Genomic DNA, 20210 nt, shown 5'->3' with positions numbered 1-20210 from the left:
TATACTTATTAATAATTATCTGTCCAGCTTCAGTCTTGCGTACAAAGGAAAAGAACACCTTTATTGAATACTTCTAGCGCTTTTCGAGTGGTCACAGGATGTGCTTCAAACGTTCGGCGCGACACGATGTTGCGAACTTAGTCTGTACTCCTATGTAGGCGCTTACGCTTACTCGCTACCAAGCTCCAGACTTTAAGAAAAGACCTAGGGCGTCTTTTCTTAAAGTCTTCCAGTGTTTTTCACTGCTGAGCGGCATCTGACGCTTTTCTTATAGAACTAAATTTGGTTTTTTATTTAAGCTGTGACGACCTTCAACAAATCGAACTGTACCTGATTTAGCACGCATAACGATAGAATGTGTTGAACTGAAGGCACCTTTGAATTGTACTCCACGAAGAAGTTCTCCATCGGTAACACCTGTTGCCGCAAAAATGGCGTCATCACCTTTAACTAAGTCTTCCATACGTAAAACTTTATTTACGTCAAGACCCATCTTGATGCAACGCGCTAGCTCTGCCTCGTCTTGTGGTACAAGTTTCCCTTGAATTTCTCCACCTAAACATTTTAATCCGACAGCAGATATAACTCCCTCTGGAGCCCCACCCATTCCGAATAAAATATCTACACCTGTATCATCGAATGCTGTATTAATAGCCCCGGCAACATCACCATCTGTAATTAGCTTTATACGTGCTCCAGCTGCTCTAATTTCATCAATGATTTTTTGGTGACGAGGACGGCCTAGAATAGTAGCCACAACATCTTCAATGTTTTTATTTTTTGCACGAGCAACTGCTTTTAGATTATCTAAAACTGATGCGTTAATATCAACTAAACCTACAGATTCAGGCCCTACAGCAAGTTTATCCATATACATATCTGGAGCATGAAGTAAGTTTCCACGATCGGCAACTGCAAGTACCGCAAGTGCATTCCAACCGCCTGACGCTACGATATTTGTACCTTCTAAAGGATCAACTGCGATGTCTACATGAGGACCATCACTTCCAAGACCAAGTTTTTCACCGATATATAACATCGGCGCTTCGTCCATCTCTCCTTCTCCGATTACAACTACGCCTTCCATGGGAATTGTGTCAAAAACTGTACGCATTGCAGTTGTTGCTGCATCATCCGCTTCATTTTTTAACCCTCTACCCATCCAACGTGCAGATGCGATTGCTGCTGCTTCTGTTACTCGAACCAATTCCATTGATAAACTACGTTCCATAATAATATAAGCCTCCAGTTTTGCGATATCCGAATTCCGAACTGTATTTCTTCCTGTACCATTGTAGCATATTTGTCAAATTTAATAAGTGACAATTATCAATAAAATGCATCTATATCACACGAATACAAGAAATCTAACCTTCGACATTGACAATTGCTTTTTCGTTCCAGCATACACAACAATTACGGCTAATTAAAAAGTCACAAGCAAATATATGTGTAACTATTTAGTGCATCCTATATATGTGAATCAAATTATCGATAGAATATTAATCGGTATTTACTTCAATTTCTTTTATTTCTACCCGTCTAATATCTGCACCTAGTCCTTGAAGCTTATCGACTAATGAGCTATACCCACGTTCTATATGAAAAATATCTTGAATTTCAGTTTCCCCATCGGCGATTAACCCCGCAAGAACAAGCGCTGCGCCAGCACGAAGATCACTTGCACGAACGGTAGCAGCTTCTAAGCTTACTGGGCCTGTAATGATTGCTGTTCTTCCATCCACACGACCATTAGCATTCATCCGACGCAGTTCATCGATTTGTTTAAATCGAGCAGAATAAATAGTATCTGTGATTACAGAAGTACCTGTTGCTTGGGTCATCAATACAGAAAAGGGTTGTTGTAAATCAGTCGGGAAACCTGGATATACCAATGTTTTTACGTCGACAGGTAACATTTCTTCCACTTTTGGGATTACAATCTTTTCTTCGTATTCTTCCACCTTCACACCCATTTCGCGAAGCTTGGCAGTTAACGCCTCCACGTGAAAAGGAATCACATTGTCAATGGTCACGCCGTCTCCAGCGACTGCTGCCATTATCATAAATGTGCCGGCTTCAATACGATCGGGAATAATCGTGTGCTTTGTACCATGTAATTCTTCTACACCGTCAATCCGGATAACATTAGTCCCAGCACCCTTGATATTCGCACCCATATTAGATAGTAAAGTTGCTACATCAATAATTTCTGGTTCTTTTGCTGCATTTTCAATAATCGTACGACCTTTTGCTTTAACAGCTGCCAGCATAATATTAATGGTAGCACCTACACTTACAACATCTAAATAGATTTTTGCGCCAACTAAATTTTGCGCACGTAGATAAATAGCTCCATGTTCATTTGACACCGATGCGCCCAATGCTTCGAAGCCTTTAATATGTTGATCTATAGGTCTTGGTCCTAGGTGACAACCGCCAGGTAACCCTATTGCTGCTTTGTTGAATCTTCCAAGCATGGCACCCATCAAATAGTAAGACGCACGAAGTTTCTTAATGTTACCATTCGGAAGAGGCATATCCCCCACATTTGTCGGATCAATCGTCATTGTTCCATTCTCAAATGTTACTTTAGCTCCTACTTCTTCTAAAATTTCTTTTAACGTCCAAACGTCTAAAATTTCTGGTAAACCTTCAATAGTTACAGGGGAATTTGCCAATAAAGAAGCAGGTATAAGTGCTACTGCACTATTTTTTGCACCACTTACTTTAATGGTTCCTTGAAGGCGTTGTCCCCCTTTTATTTTATAAACTTCCATACAGTTCTCCTTCGTCTTGTTACTCGCTTTTACGATTGTTCCAATCCGCTAGAAATCCTTCAATTCCTTTGTCTGTCAAAGGATGATTGAATAGTTGTTTTAGTACCTTTATAGGTGTTGTTGAAATATGTGCACCGTTTAAAGCAGCATCCGTAATATGTTGTGGATGTCTAATTGAAGCTGCAATAATTTCAGTATCGATATTATGAATATCAAAAATCTGTGCAATTTTTGCGATCAATTCCATCCCATCATGACCGATATCGTCTAAACGTCCTAAAAATGGTGATACATAAGTTGCCCCGGCACGTGCAGCAAGCAGTGCTTGGTTAGCACTGAAAATAAGTGTTACATTCGTTTTAATACCTTCAGAACGGAATACAGAACAAGCTTTAAGACCTTCTGGAGTCATCGGTAGTTTTACAGTAATGTTCGGTGCAATGGCAGCAAGTTCTCTACCTTCTTTAATCATACCTTCAGCATCTAGAGCTATTACTTCCGCACTCACTGAACCATCTACTAACGCGGTAATTTCACGAAGGCGATCGTGGAATGAGATATTTTCTTTTGCTACTAGCGATGGATTCGTCGTTACTCCTGATAGAATACCCCATGCGTGTGCTTCTTTTATTTCGTCAAAGTTGGCTGTGTCGATAAAAAATTTCATATGAATAATATCCTCCTCATGATGGAAAAACAGGAGAAGGTTCTTTTGAACACTTCTCCCCTGTAGCTATTTTTCTTACTTATTATTAGGCTTTGTTTGAGCTTCCAAATTCACGCATTTTGCCAATTACTGTTGCTTTAATAGCATCACGTGCAGGTGTCAAATATTTACGTGGATCATATTGCTCTGCATCAGAAGCTAAAAAGTCACGAATCGCTTTAGTTGCAGCAATTTGGTTTTCTGTATTTACATTGATTTTCGCAGTTCCAAGTGAAATAGAACGTGTTATATCATGTGTTGGTATACCTGTTCCACCGTGTAAAACAAGTGGAAGATCAGCAAGTTTTGAAATTTCTTCCATTTCTTTGAAACCTAAGTTTGGTTCTCCTTTATATGGTCCATGAACAGAACCTAAAGCGGGAGCTAAACAGTCGATTGCTGTACGTTTTACAAGCTCTACACATTCTGCAGGATCAGCGTAAATAACTCCATCCGCAATAACGTCATCTTCTTGTCCTCCAACTGTTCCCAGTTCAGCTTCCACAGAAACATTGCGCGCATGTGCATATTCTACAACTTTAGTTGTAATTTCAACGTTTTCTTCAAACGGATGATGAGAAGCGTCAATCATTACAGATGTGAACCCAGCATCAATTGCTTCTTTACATTTTTCAAAGCTAGAACCATGATCTAAATGAATAGCCACTGGTACGGAAATTTTATAAGACTCGATTAGTCCTTTTACCATATATACGACTGCAACGAAGCCACCCATATATTTTGCAGCACCTTCAGATACACCTAGTATTACTGGTGATTTTTCTTCCTCAGCTGCTAACAGGATTGCTTGTGTGAACTCTAAATTGTTAATGTTAAATTGCCCTACAGCGTATCCTTCTCTTTTCCCTTTTTCCAGCATTTCTTTCATCGAAACTAAAGCCATTGAAATGGACCTCCTCTATTTGCTTTTGCACTCCAAAATTATCTTTATTTCTATTTGACTTACTGCGGACACCAGTAGACTGAAGTAGGAATTTCCCTGTGTAAAACAAGCAACAGCAGTCCTATGTAGTAACTAAATGGTATCTTCTACTTTCTTCCTACATCATAACAAAAACAGGCGATGTTTTCCACTGCCTGCTGTTCCAACTTATTTCAGGAGATTATTAACAGAATCTCTTAGTTCAAAAACATCAAATGGCTTAGTGAAATAAAGAGAGGCTCCTAATCTCTGTGCTTGTTCTATGAAATTCAACTCTCCGTATGCGGTCATCATCATGACGGGGAGATCGCTCCATTGTTCTTTGATTAATTTTAGAATTTGAATTCCATCCATACCTGGGATTTTCATATCTAGTAAAACTCCATCAATTTTGTGCTCATTTATAAGTTCTAAAGCTTCATACCCATTTGCTGCTAAACTGACTTCATATCCTTCTTGTGTAAACACTTCTTTCAACAATAATCGTATTCCTAACTGATCATCCACTATTAAGATATGTTTCATGACATGCAAACCCTTTCTTTATTAATCCCATATTGTATTATACGATATCGGCTAGTGCTTTCCCTCTTTTTTTTAAAAAAATTTCCATTTCTTTCTGTTCTAATACCCACTAAAAGTTATAGCATACGGAATGACAAACTTTGTTTTATAATAAATGAGAGGTGAATTACGATGAAAATGTTAACAACGCAACTTTCTGGATTAATGCAAAGAATCTCTAGTTCAGAGGAAGAAAATATTGAGGAAACTGCTCGTCTACTTGCACAAGCCGCTGCTAGAGAGGGAACAGTTTTTTTCGCTACTTTTGGGGAAATGAAAAGTATTTCGATTAATGCACAACTTTCAGCAGAGCCTTTTCCATCAATGCAAACCTGGTTACCCGAAATCGAATTAACTAGCACTGACCGTGTTTGGATTCTTACTCGTTCCTGTTATGACGAAGAAGCTTTAGCATTAGCTAAAAAATTGAGTGAGAAATGTATTCCTTTTGGTGCATTAGCAGCAGAACCAGAAGGCCATGATAATATGCTAGCTGATCTTGCGTATACATATATTTCAACAAAACTCACAAAAGGACTCCTTCCCACCGAAGATGGAACCCGTATTGTGCTCCCGCATGCTTTAAGTGGTTTATTCGTATACGAAGCAGTGAAGATGAAGTTAAACGAGATGTTAATAGGTGAATAGTTCACAAAAAATGCCTAAAGAATTTTTTCTTTAGGCGTTTTTTGTATAATTTTCTATTTTGCAAGTATTTGCTACTTCAGCGCTAGTTTTGTTAAGTCAAACGCAAGTAAGCAAGTTCTTGGAGCAAGTATTTTCTCGTTGAAAGCAAGTATACAATAGTTGTAAGCAAGTAAAGCTTTTGACTATTGTGGAATTGTATATTGTTTAATTTATTTTTAGAAATATTCAAAGCGCATGAGGAAGAAGAATGAGACTATTAAAATGGGATGAAGATGCGCATGTCAAGCTAGTGATTGCGCACATTCAGGTTTAAATAATTACATGAGAAAATCATATACATTATCATTTACTTGCGGTGTCGTTTCGTTTACTTGCTTTCATAAGAGATTTACTTGCTGTCCTACGTTAGATACTTGCTTTCCTTCTTCATTTACTTGCTCTTGATGAAGATTTACTTGCGGAATGGAAATTTCATACAATCAAACTCAATTATTATGGAGGCTAATGCGTACTTGCGGCAGCACACATTCGTCCAGAATCTACAGAATCTGTTGAGTAAGTAAAAAAAGAGGATTACTCATTAACATGAGTAATCCTCTTTTATAATCTATATTGGCACTTCTGCTTTTCGTAGCTAAACGGCGCCCTCCACATTGCTAGATTGGCCAGTTACAGCGCCTAGCACCTCGAGTCGTTTCAGAATACCCTATAAAGTCAAAGGACGCCTTTACCGTTATTCTTCCAACGCTTGCTCCTGCGCAAAGTTCGTCGCAGAAGAACGTTGTCGGGGCTGACATAGGCGCTTCCGCTTTTCTACTTTGTCCAGTTCCAGACTCCAGCTGCTCGATCGCTTCAGACTTTTAGTTAAGGCAAAATACGCCTTTCCTTTCAAGTCCTCCAGCGCTTTTCGCAGCTAAACGGCGTCTTTCACATTTCTAGATTGGCCAGCTATAGCGCCTAGCACCTCGAGTCGTTTCAGAATACCGGATAAAGGCAAAGGCCGCCTTTACCGTTATTCTTCCAACGCTTATCGGTGCTGACATAGGCGCTTACGTTTTTCTACTCACCAACTGATGCTTTGATGAAGTCGCGGAATAGTGGTTGTGGACGTTGTGGACGCGACACAAATTCCGGGTGGAACTGAGAAGCTACGAAGAATGGGTGATCTGGTAGCTCGATGATTTCGATTAGGCGACCATCTGGGCTTGTACCAGAGAACACAAATCCTGCTGCTTCGAATTGCTCACGGTACTCGTTGTTGAACTCGTAACGATGACGATGACGTTCGTATACAAGTTCTTCTCCGTATGCTTGATGAGCTTTTGAACCTGGCGTTAATTTACATGGATATAATCCTAAACGAAGTGTTCCTCCAAGGTCCTCTACATCTTTTTGTTCTGGCAATAAATCGATAATAGAATGCGGAGTTGTTGGATCTAACTCTGTAGAATGTGCTCCTTGAAGTTCAAGAATAGAACGTGCAAATTCAACTGTTGCCAATTGCATACCTAAACAAATACCTAAGAATGGCACATTGTTTTCGCGCGCAAATTTAGTAGCAGCAATCTTTCCTTCTACTCCACGGTCTCCGAATCCACCAGGGACAAGAATTCCGTCTACATCGCCAAGGATTCCCCCAACATTTGCTTCATTCACTTCTTCAGCATTTACCCATTTCACTTCAACGTCTGCATCAAATTTGTAGCCAGCATGTTTCATTGCTTCTACTACTGAAATGTATGCATCTTGAAGCTCTACGTATTTACCAACTAAACCAATACGAACTTTTTTCGACAATGATTTTACTTGGTCTACTAAGCCGATCCAATCTGTCATATCTGCTTCAGGTGTTTGAAGTTTGAAATGATCCACTACAATTTGATCTAAATGTTGTGCCTGTAAATTTAATGGGATTTCATATAAAGAATCCGCATCAATACATTCAATTACTTCTTCTGGTTTAATATCACAGAAAAGCCCGATTTTATCTTTCATATCTTGAGGAACTGGCATTTCCGAACGAAGTACAATTACGTTTGGTTGAATACCTAGACTACGCAATTCTTTAACACTATGTTGTGTCGGTTTTGTTTTCATTTCTCCTGCAGCTTTGATGAATGGCACTAAAGTACAATGAATATACATTACATTATCGCTACCAACGTCACGTTTCATTTGACGGATAGTTTCTAGGAATGGAAGAGATTCGATATCTCCTACTGTTCCACCGATTTCAGTAATAACGATATCTGCATGCGTTTCTTTTGCAGCTAAGAATAAACGCTCTTTGATTTCATTTGTAATATGTGGAATTACTTGAACTGTTCCACCATTATAATCTCCACGACGCTCTTTTCTTAATACAGATGAGTACACTTTACCTGTTGTAATATTAGAGTATTTGTTCAAGTTGATGTCGATAAAACGCTCGTAGTGACCTAAATCTAAATCTGTTTCTGCTCCATCATCTGTTACGAAAACCTCTCCGTGTTGATATGGACTCATTGTTCCAGGATCTAAGTTGATGTAAGGATCGAATTTTTGGATCGTTACGTTTAGTCCTCTATTTTTTAATAAACGACCAAGTGAAGCAGCCGTGATCCCTTTGCCAAGTGAAGATACAACCCCACCAGTAACAAAAATAAATTTAGTCATTATGTGTTCCTCCTAATGTAATATCTAGTCCTCCACCACAACCGATGAGAACATTGTCTTATTTAGTATGCGTTAAACATTCAAATAAATAAGAGTGTAGCAATAACAAAAAAACGCTCCGCCTGCTTCTTTGCAGGGGAGCGCATATGCACATGAGTAATGTCTCTTCAAAAAGAGCCCAATAAAATCTTATAGCGTTTAAGAAAATAAGTCAAGAATTATTCTTCGTCTTCTTCGTCTAATTCCTCATCGATTTCAAACTCATCATCGTCTTCATCGATTAAGTCTTCTTCAATCACTTCATCAATGTCTTCTTCTACAAATTCGATAACTGGTTCGTCGTCATCGTCATCGTCCTCATCGTCATCTTCTACAAACTCGTCGAATTCTTCTTCGAATACGATTTCGTCCTCATCTAAATCTTCTAAATCATCATCTACTACCTTATCTTTCTTTTTACGAACTTTTACGGTAGGCGCTGATTCTTCTTCAATTTGTTCTACTGGATACCATTCTCTAAGGCCCCATTGGTTTTCAGCAATTGCCAAAAAGCGCCCATCAATATTCATATCTGTATAGAATTGAGGTTTGCGAGAAGCCATTTCCTCATCAGTAAGCCCATTATAATGTTGAATGTCATCAAATAATTCTTTTAATGTTAATGAGTTTTTTTTATCTTCTAAAATCGCAAATGCTAGATCGATTAACGATTCTTCTTGTAGTTGTGTTGTTGTCATTTCACGAAATTTCAAATCGTGCACGTCCTTTCTATGTTCGTTTGCATACTTTTCATTATATACACACAAGTATGTTATATGCTACATTCATTTATTCTTTTTGAAAAGAGAAATTTTACTTCCTACAACAGTAAACAAATAAAACGATATTAAAAGCAATGGAATTGAGGCTAGTTGTTTGTTATATAGAAAAATAGTAAGTAGTAAGAGAATTATAATGACCAAAATGTGAACAGGTTTTTTCATCCAACTTCTCCTTTACTACATACTAGGTATATTATACAAAAAAATAGGAAAAAAGTGTTCCGATAATCATCGGAACACTAAACTTTATTTTTCTGTAACCAATCTTTTACATATTTCGACGATATTGTCCGCCAACTTCATACAAAGCATGCGTGATTTGACCAAGACTTGCCTTTTGAACAGTTGTCATTAACTCTTCAAAAATGTTACCGCCAGTAACAGCAACTTGCTTCAAGCGAGCAAGAGCTTCTTCTGCCTCAGCTTCATTTTTTTGTTGGAAATTTCGAAGATTGCTTATTTGTGTTTCTTTTTCTTCTTTTGTTGCGCGGGCTATTTCCATATTATTAATATCCTCTTCGGAAGCAGGATTAGGATTTAAATAAGTATTTACCCCGATAATAGGCAGCTCGCCAGTATGTTTTTTCATCTCGTAGTGCATAGATTCTTCTTGAATCTTTCCTCTTTGGTATTGCGTTTCCATTGCACCAAGTACACCACCACGGTCATTAATACGATCGAATTCAGATAGAACAGCTTCTTCTACTAGGTCTGTCATTTCTTCTACAATGAAAGCACCTTGTAGAGGATTTTCATTTTTCGAAAGTCCATGCTCCTTTGTAATAATCATCTGAATCGCCATTGCACGACGGACTGATTCTTCTGTAGGAGTTGTAATTGCCTCATCATAAGCATTCGTATGAAGCGAATTACAGTTATCTTGAAGTGCCATCAATGCTTGTAACGTCGTACGAATGTCGTTAAAGTCAATTTCTTGAGCGTGTAAGCTTCTACCAGATGTTTGTACATGGTATTTCAGCTTTTGACTGCGTTCATTTGCGCCATATTTGTCACGCATTACAACTGCCCAAATACGACGAGCAACGCGTCCAATAACAGTATACTCTGGATCCAATCCATTCGAGAAGAAGAACGATAAGTTAGGTGCAAAGTCATCTATATGCATGCCGCGGCTTAAATAGTACTCTACATAAGTAAAGCCATTCGACAGCGTGAATGCCAGTTGCGAAATTGGGTTTGCCCCTGCTTCTGCAATATGATACCCCGAAATAGACACTGAATAATAATTACGAACCTTTTGGTCAATAAAATATTGTTGAATATCCCCCATCATTCGAAGTGCAAATTCCGTTGAGAAAATACATGTATTTTGACCTTGATCCTCTTTCAATATATCTGCTTGAACAGTTCCTCGAACAACCTGTAATGTAGTAGTCTTAACCTGTGTAAACTCATCTACAGTAAGTGTACGTCCCAGTTCTTCTTCCTTTAGACGTACTTGCTGATCAATCGCTGTATTCATGAACATCGCTAGAATAATTGGAGCTGGACCATTTATCGTCATTGAAACAGATGTAGAAGGTGCACATAAGTCAAAGCCATCATATAACTTCTTCATATCCTCTAATGTACAAATACTAACACCAGACTCTCCAACTTTTCCGTATATATCCGGACGATGATCAGGATCTTCTCCATATAGTGTCACCGAGTCAAATGCAGTCGATAAGCGTTTCGCATCGTCATCCTTCGATAAATAATGGAAACGACGATTTGTTCGTTCAGGTGTTCCTTCTCCTGCAAATTGACGTTTCGGGTCTTCTCCTTCTCGTTTAAACGGAAAAACACCTGCCGTATAAGGAAATGAACCTGGTACATTTTCTTTATATACCCAGCGTAAAATTTCTCCAAAGTCTACGAATTGAGGAAGTACTATTTTTGGAATTTTTATTCCTGATAAGCTTTCTGTACGAAGAATTGTACGAATCTCTTTATCTCGAATCTTTGTGATAAATTCGTCCCCAGTATAAGCTTCTTTTAAAGTAGCCCAGTTTTCTAGAATACGTTTAGATTCTGCAGTCAGTTCATCCCGAACACCTGTAGCTAATGATTCGAGAGATTGGACTAGTACGTCGTCTGAAGCTTTTTCCTTCACTTGCTCGATTGCACCTTCAAGCTGGAAAAGTCTTCTTGCAAAGCCAACCTGTTCTTCAGACTTGCGATGATATCCTCGGACAGCATCCGTAATTTCACGTAAGTAATAGCGGCGATCATTCGGTATGATAACGTTCTGCTTTTGTGTTTTCACAAATTGGTCGTAAGATGTCTCCCAGGCAGATCCTGTCTTTTCATTTAACGTAGCAACAAGTGCTGCAAATAATGAATTTGTTCCTTTATCATTAAACTGACTTGCAATGGTTCCATAAACAGGCATCGTATCTAGATCATCATGCCAAAGCTCTCGACTACGTTGATATTGCTTTTGCACTTGGCGAAGTGCATCTTCTGACCCTTTACGCTCAAATTTATTGATAACGATTAAATCAGCATAGTCAATCATGTCTATTTTCTCTAATTGAGAAGGTGCTCCGAACTCGCTGGTCATTACATACATCGATACATCCGATACATTTGTAATTTCCGCATCCCCTTGTCCGATTCCACTAGTTTCTACAATAATCATGTCATATCCAGCAACTCTTACAACGTCTAATACATCAGCAAGTGCTCCTGATAATTCTGTACGAGAGCCTCTAGTAGCTAGACTTCTCATAAATACACGCTTGTTGAATATTGCATTCATACGAATTCGGTCTCCCAATAGGGCACCACCTGTTTTTTGCTTTGTTGGATCAATAGATAGAACAGCAATTTTTTTATCTGGAAGCTCTTGTAGGAAACGGCGAATTAATTCATCAGTGAGCGAACTTTTTCCCGCTCCACCAGTACCTGTAATACCAAGTACTGGAGTACCTTTGGATAATTGCTTTGCTTGCTTTAGCATTTCAACCGCTTCTTCATTATGCGTTTGATGTGCCTCTTCTGCTACAGTGATTAAATGGGCAAGTACCTCTGGATTCTCCGTAGTAACGTTTGCAATTTCTTCTTTTACCCCTTTTGGTTCTGTTGCTACATCACATTCCATTAGGATTTGATTGATCATTCCTTGTAATCCTAATTTACGGCCATCCTCTGGTGAGAAAATGCCGGAAATACCATATTCTTGTAGTTCTTTTATTTCTTTCGGAATAATTACTCCGCCGCCCCCGCCAAAAATACGGATATGTGGCGCACCACGCTCGACGAGTAAGTCTTTCATATATTTAAAATACTCAACATGCCCTCCTTGATAGGAAGATATGGCGATTCCTTGTACATCCTCTTGAATTGCAGCATTTACTACTTCCTCTACAGAGCGGTTGTGTCCTAGATGAATAACCTCTGCTCCGCTAGCCTGTAAAATGCGACGCATTATATTAATGGATGCATCATGTCCATCAAAAAGACTGGATGCTGTAACGAATCGCACATGATTTTTTGGACGATATACTTCTACAGTAGACATGCTGATATTCCCCCTTGTTTGTATGTGAACGTGTTTGTTTTATTTCATCCCATGAAGTAATAATTCGATTTGTAGCTCTGTGAATTGGTCAATCGTATATTCCTTGCGCAGTGCCCATCTTCTGAATGCCCACATTTGTCCTTGAACGACTAATGTATGTGCGTAAAGATGTGCCTGTGCGTCTGTTAATTCAAGTTCCCGTGCTTGAATACAGCCAATAATTATTTTATGGAATATTTCGACCATTTCTAATTCTTTCGCTAGTACATATTCCAGCGCACCTTTTGGGAGTGACTTAGATTCTTGATACATAACTACGAACTCGTCTGACATATCATCGATTACGCCATAGTAGTGACGGATAGCTGTTTTTAAGTCTTCTGCAGTACCATTTTCTAAAGTAATTTGCGACAATCTGTTGTGCACTTCATTGTAAATACTGTCACAAACCAGATAGAGAACGTCTTCCTTTGTACGAATATATTCATACAAAGTCCCTATACTAAAGCCAGCCTCTTTAGCTATTTCTCTTGTAGTTGCGCGGTGAAACCCTTTTTCTTTGAATAAAGTAACAGCTGCACGAATCATTTGCTCTCTTCTTTTTTCAATAAGATTCTCATCTTTCACCGATGTCTTTACTTCATGTTTCTTTTCCATAGACATCGATTACTTAGTTAACATACGAGAAATTACTAATCTTTGAATTTCTTGTGTTCCTTCGTAAATTTGCGTAATTTTTGCATCGCGCATATAACGTTCTACCGGATAATCTTTCGTATAACCGTATCCGCCAAATACTTGAACAGCTTCAGTTGTTACCTTCATCGCAGTATCACCAGCCATCAGTTTAGCCATTGCCGACTCTTTGCCATATGGTAGACCATTTGACTCTAACCAAGCAGCTTGATATGTAAGTAAACGAGATGCTTCTATTGATGTTGCCATATCTGCAAGCTTGAAAGATACCCCTTGGTTTGCAACGATCGGTTTACCAAATTGAACACGTTCTTTCGCGTAATTTACCGATGCATCTAGTGCACCTTGTGCAATTCCTACAGCCTGTGCAGCAATGCCATTACGTCCGCCATCTAATGTTTTCATAGCGATAATGAACCCTTGCCCCTCTTCACCAAGAAGATTTTCTTTAGGAATGCGGCAATTATCGAAAATAATTTCAGTTGTTGGAGACGAACGAATTCCTAATTTTTTCTCTTTTTTACCAACAGAGAATCCTGGGAAATCTGCTTCTACGATAAATGCACTAGTTCCTTTATGCTTGGATTCAGGATCTGTTACTGCAAAGACAACGTATATGTCAGCAATTCCACCATTCGTAATAAATATTTTAGAGCCATTTAATACATAATGGTCGCCATCTAATTTTGCAGTAGTTTTCATACCGCCTGCATCTGAACCAGAACCTGCTTCAGTTAAACCATACCCACCAATTTTTGAACCTTCAGCCATTGGACGAAGATACTTTTGTTTTTGCTCTTCATTGCCATATTTGAAAATCGGCCAACCTGCAAGCGATGTATGTGCAGATAAAGTTACGCCTGTAGACGCACAAACACGTGAAAGCTCTTCTACAGCGATACAATATGCAAGATAATCGGAACCGATTCCACCGTACTCTTCAGGCCAAGGAATTCCTGTTAAACCTAACTCAGCCATTTTGTCGAAAATCTCACGGTCAAAACGTTCCTCTTCGTCTCGTTCTGCAGCTGTTGGCGCTACTTCATTTTCTGCAAAGTCTCTTACCATTTTACGAATCATTTCATGTTCTTCCGATAGTTGAAAATTCATTGTATATCCCGCCTTTTTTGGTTTAAGTTTGGTTGTTTTTTGGAGCAACTTGATGGGTCTCTCGGATTCTTATGTTCTTCCGATAATCTCTATTTTATAATAGAATTGCTTTTCAAATTGTTAATGAGTTAAGTGCTTCGCGATTACGATGCGTTGAATTTCACTTGTGCCCTCGTAAATTTCGGTGATTTTTGCGTCACGGAAATAACGTTCTACTGGGTAATCCTCTGTATAACCATAACCACCAAATACTTGAACTGCTTCAATCGCAACGTCTACTGCTGTTTTGGAAGCAAATAGTTTTGCCATCGATGCTTCTTTGCCGCAAGGAAGTCCTTGTTCACGAAGGCTAGCTGCGCGGTAGACTAGTAATCTTGCTGCTTCCACTGCAGTTCCCATGTCAGCAAGCTTGAACCCTACCCCTTGATTCGCTGCGATTGGTTTACCGAACTGCACACGCTCTTTTGCGTATCCAACAGCGGCTTCGAAAGCGGCTTCTGCAATTCCTAGTGCTTGTGTTGCAATTCCAATACGCCCGGTGTTTAGGTTGGCCATCGCTATTTTAAAGCCTTCACCTTCTTCACCAAGTCTATTTTCAACTGGTATTTTCATATCTTCAAATGTTAGCTGGACAGTTCTAGATCCATGGAGACCCATTTTTTGTTCATCTTTTCCAACGATGAATCCCGGTGTATCCTTCTCGACTATAAATGCCGTAATACCTCTTGAACCAAGTGATGAATCAGTCGATGCAAAAACAATATTTACATCTGCTTCTCCCCCATTTGTAATAAATACTTTAGAGCCGTTTAATACATAGTAGTCATCTTTTTTGACAGCTTTTGTTTTCAAAGCGCCTGCATCAGATCCCGCAGATGGCTCCGTCAAGCAAAACGCGCCTAAATATTCACCAGTCGCAAGCTTCGGAATGTATTTCTCTTTTTGTTGTTCATTACCAAAATATAATATTGGATTTGTTCCAACTGAAGTATGAACGGAAAGTATTACCCCTATTACCGCACTCACTTTTGAAAGTTCGTTAATTGCAATTACATAGCTTGTAAAATCCATTTCAGAGCCACCATATTGTTCTGGAACGGTGATGCCCATCAAGCCTAGTTCTCCCATTTTTTTCAAAATATCTCGAGGGAACTCTCCCTGCTCCATTTGTTCAATAAAAGGTTCAATTTCTGTTTTAGCAAAATCCCTGACCATGTTGCGCATCATTAGTTGTTCTTCAGTAAATTTTAATTCCATCTTAAATGCCCCTTTTATTCGTAGATATAAAAACCTCTACCTGTTTTCTTTCCTAGCCATCCGGCTTTCACATATTTACGTAACAACGGACATGGACGATATTTACTGTCGCCAAATCCTTCATGTAAGATTTCCATAATGTAGAGGCAAGTGTCTAGACCTATAAAGTCCGCTAGTTGTAGGGGTCCCATTGGGTGATTCATCCCCATTTTCATCACATCATCAATAGCTTCTTTCGTTGCAACACCCTCATATAGTGTGTAGATTGCTTCGTTGATCATTGGCATTAAAATGCGGTTAGATACAAATCCAGGAAAGTCATTTACTTCTACTGGAACTTTGTTTAGTTTCTTCGTCATTTCTTCAATAGCTGTATATACTTCATCCGATGTAGCGAGTCCACGAATGATTTCCACTAGCTTCATTACCGGAACAGGATTCATGAAATGCATCCCAATTACTTGCTCTGGACGATTCGTTGCAGCAGCAATTTCTGTAATCGGTAAAGAGGACGTATTTGTAGCCAAAATTGTATGAGCCGGTGTAATTTCGTCTAGTTGTTTGAAAATAGACTGTTTGATTTCCATATTTTCGACCGCAGCTTCAATCACTAGGTCAACATCGTTAGCATCTTCTATAGATAGTGACATTGTAATTTTATTTAGAACTGATTGTTTTTCATCTTCCGTCATTCGACCTTTTTCAACATTGCGAGAAAGATTTTTAGTAATTGTATGGATACCACGATCGTAGAATTGTTGTTCACGATCATTCAGTTTTACGTCAAATCCTGCTTGAGCACATACTTGAGCAATTCCAGATCCCATCTGACCTGCTCCTATTACCAATACTTTTTGGATATTCATGCTTTATTGCCTCCTGTTTTTGGAACTTCGATCATGATGGCATCTCCTTGACCGCCACCGGAACAAATTGCTGCGATACCGATACCACCGCCACGTCGCTTTAATTCATATGCAAGAGTTAATATGATTCGTGCACCAGATGCTCCTATTGGATGACCAAGTGCAACTGCTCCACCATTTACATTTACTTTTTCTTCGTCTAAACCAGCTAACTGGTTACTCACTAATGCAACAGCTGCAAATGCTTCGTTTATTTCAAATAGATCGATATCCTCTAATGTTTTACCTGTTTTCTCTAGGATTCTATTAATTACTAATCCAGGTGTTTGAGGGAATTTTTCAGGTTCAATTGCTACTTCTGCATGCCCAAGAACATACGCTAGTGCTTCTTTTCCAAGTGACAGCGCTTTTTCTTCGCTAGTTAATACGATTGCACAAGCACCATCATTAATACCGGGTGCATTACCTGCAGTGATTGTTCCTTCTTTTCCGAATGCTGGCTTTAGATTAGCAAGGGATTCTAATGATGTATTACGACGTGGTGATTCGTCTTCTTTTACAACGATTGGTTCACCTTTGCGCTGCGAAATTTCGACTGGAACAATTTCTTTTTCTAAAACCCCATTATCCATAGCTTTCAATGCAAGATCATGGCTTCTAAACGACCAAGCATCTTGTTTTTCACGAGATAGTTCAAACGCTTCTGCTGTCGAATTTCCGTATGTCCCCATATGAACATTTTTAGGATGGAATGAACATGACAGACCATCATAAACCATACCGTCGACCATAGTCGCATCCCCCATGCGCAAGCCGAATCTACCTTTTGGTAAATAGTAAGGTGCATTGGACATCGATTCCATGCCCCCTGCTACAATTATTTCCTCGTCACCAAGTCTGATCAATTGATCTGCAAGTGTGACACTTCGCATTCCAGAGGCGCATACTTTATTGATTGTTTCTGTTTTTACTGACCAGGGAATTCCTGCTTTAGTTGCTGCTTGTCGAGAAGGTATTTGCCCTTGGCCTGCTTGTAGAACAGTCCCCATTATTACTTCATCCACTTGCTCAGGGTTAATGCCTGTACGATTTAGTGCCTCTTTAATTGCTACTCCGCCAAGATCTGAGGCAGTTAAAGCACTCAATGCTCCTCCAAACTTACCAAAAGCCGTACGTGCTCCATCCAAAATAACTGTTTTTGTCATGTAGATCCCCCTTTTCGTTGTATGCGCTTTCAACTTTGTAAAAAATAAAAAACGACTGAACGCTCGCTCGATTTCGTTAGTAAGAAAAAAGGGAGTAAAATTTACTCCCTTGCTATTTAATAATAGTTTACGAAACTATAAGACTATTTGCAATATACTATTGAACGATAGGCTCTAAATCTTCCTCTTCCACAGGTGGAATGAATTCTCCAAATACCGATTTCTCCAGAAGTTCAGCAATATCATATGTGCCAACTGTTTCTTCAACTTCCTTCGCTTTCGTTCCATCTGATAACATTGTTAAGCAATAAGGACATCCAGAAGATATAATTGTTGGATTTACTTCTAATGCTTGTTCTGTACGAGCTACGTTCACACGGTTTCCAACATGTTCTTCCATCCACATCAGTCCGCCACCAGCTCCACAGCACATACCCGTTTCGCGATTGCGATCCATCTCGACTAACTTAACGCCAGGGATTGCTTTTAATACCTCACGAGGTGCATCGTATACATCATTGTAGCGTCCTAAGTAACATGAATCATGGAAAGTAATGGTTTCTTCCACTGCGTATTGCGGTTTCAAGCGACCTTCTTGCACTAAATCATATAGCATTTCTGTATGATGGAGCACTTCTCCGTTCCATCCAAAATCACCATATTCATTTTTAAAGATATTATATGCATGTGGGTCGATCGTGACAATCTTCGTTACCCCTGCTTTTTCAAATTCTGAAATATTTGATCCTGCAAGCTCTTGGAATAGAAACTCGTTCCCTAAGCGACGTGGTGTATCCCCAGAGTTCTTTTCTTTATTACCAAGAATAGCAAATTTCACTCCTGCTTCGTTCATCAAATGTGCGAAAGATAATGCAATTTTTTGCGAACGGTTATCAAATGATCCCATCGAACCAACCCAGAATAGGTATTCAAATTCTTCTCCCGCTTTTGAAACTTCTTTCACTGTTGGAATATGGATATCTGGACGAGCATCTCTCCAGTTTTCTTTCTCTTTACGATTAAGTCCCCATGGATTTCCTTGGCGCTCGATATTCGTCATTGCGCGTTGTGCATCAGGATTTACTTTTCCTTCTGTCATTACTAGGTATCGGCGAAGGTCGATAATTTTATCTACATGCTCGTTCATAACCGGACATTGGTCTTCACAGTTACGACAAGTTGTACAAGCCCAAATTTCTTCTTCAGTAATGACATCTCCAATTAGAGATGGGCTATAAATATCTTCAATTACTGCACCTTCTGCTCCAGCAGCCATCGCAAGCTGATTGCCTTTTGTTCCTTGGAAAGCTAGTGCTGGTACCCAAGGTTTTTTCTTCGTTTCTACTGCTCCAGTAAATGTTAAGTGATCACGCAGCTTCACGATTAAGTCCATTGGAGATAGCATTTTCCCTGTTCCAGTTGCGGGACACATATTCGTACAGCGTCCACATTCCACACAAGCGTATAAGTCAATCATTTGTGCTTGTGTAAAGTCTTGAATACGACCAACCCCGAACGAAGGCATTTCTTCTTCAGCTTCTGGGTCTTCGTTTTCCTCTTCTTCAAAATTGATCGGACGTAATCTACCAACTTTGTCTAAACGGTGGAAGTATACATTTGCTGGTCCTGTAATTAAATGGAAATGCTTTGATTGTGGTACATACACTAAGAATGACAGTAGGAATAATAAATGTACCCACCACATGATATAAAATACCGTTATTGCAGCAGCTTCAGGTAACCAGCCAAAAATAAACGCCATAGAAGATGCAACTGGCTCTGACCAAGTTGCTTCGTGACCATGCCAAATCATTGCCATACCGTTACCAACTAAAACGGAAACCATCAATCCGCCGATGAAAATTAGCACCAAGCCACTTTTCCACCCGCGCTTTAAGCGAACTAACTTTTCAATATAACGACGGTAAAATGCCCAAACGACAGCAACTAAAATTACTAATGTAACAATTTCTTCAAAAAACGTAAACGCTGGATACAATGGTCCAAGCGGTAAATGTGAACCAGGTGCTAAGCCTTTCCAAATAAAATCAATAGCACTTAGTTGTACAAGTAAGAAACCATAGAAGAACATAACGTGAATTGCTCCACTCTTTTTATCTTTTAATAGTTTCTTTTGACCAAAAACATACACCCAAATTTTGCGAAGTCTTTCCTTCACATTATCTTCAAATTCGACTTTCTTCCCTAGTTTGATGTACGTATATCTTGTTTTCAACAAATATGCGAACAATCCTAAAGCATACAAAACTACTGCGATAAACAGTACCCAGTTTGCGATTAACAATGGATTCATCTTATTTCTCCCCCTCTGAGTTGTAAAATGATTTTATGAATAGAATAATACATTAGATTCTTTAACTAATATATAAGTAATTCCATATTAAAACTGAATGAGCATTCAGTCAACAGTTA

General features: G+C 39.1%; 15 protein-coding genes. 1 reads left to right on the top strand and 14 read right to left on the bottom strand.

What is annotated here, in order from left to right:
- Positions 1-268: 268 nt before the first annotated feature.
- The 5 genes from glpX to MKY29_RS03870 all read right to left on the bottom strand — a co-directional run bounded on the left by glpX (position 269) and on the right by MKY29_RS03870 (position 4954).
- The gene (glpX, locus tag MKY29_RS03890; RefSeq protein ID WP_090565657.1) at positions 269-1231 is read right to left on the bottom strand and encodes a class II fructose-bisphosphatase; all 963 of its coding nucleotides are present in this window, start codon (positions 1229-1231) and stop codon (positions 269-271) included.
- A 271-nt stretch (positions 1232-1502) separates the two neighbouring features.
- On the bottom strand, positions 1503-2780 hold the full coding sequence (locus MKY29_RS03885; RefSeq protein WP_340879035.1) for a UDP-N-acetylglucosamine 1-carboxyvinyltransferase: 1278 nt from the start codon (positions 2778-2780) through the stop codon (positions 1503-1505).
- A gap of 19 nt (positions 2781-2799) precedes the next feature.
- Entirely contained in the window at positions 2800-3447 is a 648-nt protein-coding gene (fsa, locus tag MKY29_RS03880; protein ID WP_090565661.1) for a fructose-6-phosphate aldolase, read from the bottom strand.
- 85 nt (positions 3448-3532) lie between these two features.
- Positions 3533-4390 carry a class II fructose-bisphosphate aldolase gene (locus MKY29_RS03875; protein WP_241595135.1) on the bottom strand — a complete coding sequence of 286 codons (858 nt, stop codon included), beginning with the start codon at positions 4388-4390 and terminating at the stop codon, positions 3533-3535.
- 207 nt (positions 4391-4597) lie between these two features.
- Positions 4598-4954: a response regulator gene (locus tag MKY29_RS03870; RefSeq protein ID WP_090565666.1), complete on the bottom strand. Its 357-nt coding sequence runs from the start codon at positions 4952-4954 to the stop codon at positions 4598-4600.
- 171 nt (positions 4955-5125) lie between these two features.
- Here MKY29_RS03870 and MKY29_RS03865 point away from each other — a divergent pair, with 171 nt between their 5' ends.
- Positions 5126-5641: a DUF2529 family protein gene (locus tag MKY29_RS03865; RefSeq protein WP_340879034.1), complete on the top strand. Its 516-nt coding sequence runs from the start codon at positions 5126-5128 to the stop codon at positions 5639-5641.
- A 1059-nt stretch (positions 5642-6700) separates the two neighbouring features.
- Here the strand turns inward: MKY29_RS03865 and MKY29_RS03860 are convergent.
- The 9 genes from MKY29_RS03860 to MKY29_RS03820 all read right to left on the bottom strand — a co-directional run bounded on the left by MKY29_RS03860 (position 6701) and on the right by MKY29_RS03820 (position 20091).
- Positions 6701-8296 carry a CTP synthase gene (locus MKY29_RS03860; protein ID WP_090565671.1) on the bottom strand — a complete coding sequence of 532 codons (1596 nt, stop codon included), beginning with the start codon at positions 8294-8296 and terminating at the stop codon, positions 6701-6703.
- A gap of 218 nt (positions 8297-8514) precedes the next feature.
- A complete protein-coding gene (gene rpoE / locus MKY29_RS03855) occupies positions 8515-9048 on the bottom strand; it encodes a DNA-directed RNA polymerase subunit delta (RefSeq protein WP_241595131.1) in 534 nt (177 codons plus the stop codon).
- A 337-nt stretch (positions 9049-9385) separates the two neighbouring features.
- Positions 9386-12643 (bottom strand): fused isobutyryl-CoA mutase/GTPase IcmF, encoded by a 3258-nt coding sequence (gene icmF / locus MKY29_RS03850; protein WP_241595129.1) that lies wholly within the window; start codon positions 12641-12643, stop codon positions 9386-9388.
- A gap of 39 nt (positions 12644-12682) precedes the next feature.
- A complete protein-coding gene (locus MKY29_RS03845; protein ID WP_093493806.1) occupies positions 12683-13300 on the bottom strand; it encodes a TetR/AcrR family transcriptional regulator in 618 nt (205 codons plus the stop codon).
- Between the two features lie 9 nt (positions 13301-13309).
- Complete coding sequence (locus MKY29_RS03840) at positions 13310-14449, bottom strand: acyl-CoA dehydrogenase (RefSeq protein WP_090565677.1); 1140 nt, start codon at positions 14447-14449, stop codon at positions 13310-13312.
- Positions 14450-14569: 120 nt separating this feature from the next.
- Positions 14570-15706, bottom strand: a complete 1137-nt coding sequence (locus MKY29_RS03835; RefSeq protein WP_090565679.1) for an acyl-CoA dehydrogenase — start codon at positions 15704-15706, stop codon at positions 14570-14572.
- Positions 15707-15720: 14 nt separating this feature from the next.
- Positions 15721-16572 (bottom strand): 3-hydroxybutyryl-CoA dehydrogenase, encoded by an 852-nt coding sequence (locus tag MKY29_RS03830; RefSeq protein ID WP_241595127.1) that lies wholly within the window; start codon positions 16570-16572, stop codon positions 15721-15723.
- Complete coding sequence (locus MKY29_RS03825; RefSeq protein ID WP_241595125.1) at positions 16569-17777, bottom strand: acetyl-CoA C-acetyltransferase; 1209 nt, start codon at positions 17775-17777, stop codon at positions 16569-16571. The genes MKY29_RS03830 and MKY29_RS03825 overlap by 4 nt, the downstream gene beginning before the upstream one ends.
- Before the next feature lie 157 nt (positions 17778-17934).
- A complete protein-coding gene (locus tag MKY29_RS03820; RefSeq protein WP_090565685.1) occupies positions 17935-20091 on the bottom strand; it encodes a (Fe-S)-binding protein in 2157 nt (718 codons plus the stop codon).
- Between the last annotated feature and the right edge of the window lie 119 nt (positions 20092-20210).

The organism is Psychrobacillus sp. FSL K6-2365, assembly GCF_038003165.1.
Taxonomy (GTDB): Bacteria; Bacillota; Bacilli; order Bacillales_A; family Planococcaceae; genus Psychrobacillus; species Psychrobacillus psychrodurans.
This window is presented reverse-complemented; position numbering and strand designations above follow the sequence as displayed.

Excerpts from the sequence above, each read along its gene's own strand:
- glpX (WP_090565657.1), bottom strand. The coding sequence starts at position 1,231 with ATGGAACGTAGTTTATCAATGGAATTGGTTCGAGTAACAGAAGCAGCA.
- MKY29_RS03885 (WP_340879035.1), bottom strand. The coding sequence starts at position 2,780 with ATGGAAGTTTATAAAATAAAAGGGGGACAACGCCTTCAAGGAACCATT.
- fsa (WP_090565661.1), bottom strand. The coding sequence starts at position 3,447 with ATGAAATTTTTTATCGACACAGCCAACTTTGACGAAATAAAAGAAGCA.
- MKY29_RS03875 (WP_241595135.1), bottom strand. The coding sequence starts at position 4,390 with ATGGCTTTAGTTTCGATGAAAGAAATGCTGGAAAAAGGGAAAAGAGAA.
- MKY29_RS03870 (WP_090565666.1), bottom strand. The coding sequence starts at position 4,954 with ATGAAACATATCTTAATAGTGGATGATCAGTTAGGAATACGATTATTG.
- MKY29_RS03865 (WP_340879034.1), top strand. The coding sequence starts at position 5,126 with ATGAAAATGTTAACAACGCAACTTTCTGGATTAATGCAAAGAATCTCT.
- MKY29_RS03860 (WP_090565671.1), bottom strand. The coding sequence starts at position 8,296 with ATGACTAAATTTATTTTTGTTACTGGTGGGGTTGTATCTTCACTTGGC.
- icmF (WP_241595129.1), bottom strand. The coding sequence starts at position 12,643 with ATGTCTACTGTAGAAGTATATCGTCCAAAAAATCATGTGCGATTCGTT.
- MKY29_RS03845 (WP_093493806.1), bottom strand. The coding sequence starts at position 13,300 with ATGGAAAAGAAACATGAAGTAAAGACATCGGTGAAAGATGAGAATCTT.
- MKY29_RS03840 (WP_090565677.1), bottom strand. The coding sequence starts at position 14,449 with ATGAATTTTCAACTATCGGAAGAACATGAAATGATTCGTAAAATGGTA.
- MKY29_RS03835 (WP_090565679.1), bottom strand. The coding sequence starts at position 15,706 with ATGGAATTAAAATTTACTGAAGAACAACTAATGATGCGCAACATGGTC.
- MKY29_RS03830 (WP_241595127.1), bottom strand. The coding sequence starts at position 16,572 with ATGAATATCCAAAAAGTATTGGTAATAGGAGCAGGTCAGATGGGATCT.
- MKY29_RS03825 (WP_241595125.1), bottom strand. The coding sequence starts at position 17,777 with ATGACAAAAACAGTTATTTTGGATGGAGCACGTACGGCTTTTGGTAAG.
- MKY29_RS03820 (WP_090565685.1), bottom strand. The coding sequence starts at position 20,091 with ATGAATCCATTGTTAATCGCAAACTGGGTACTGTTTATCGCAGTAGTT.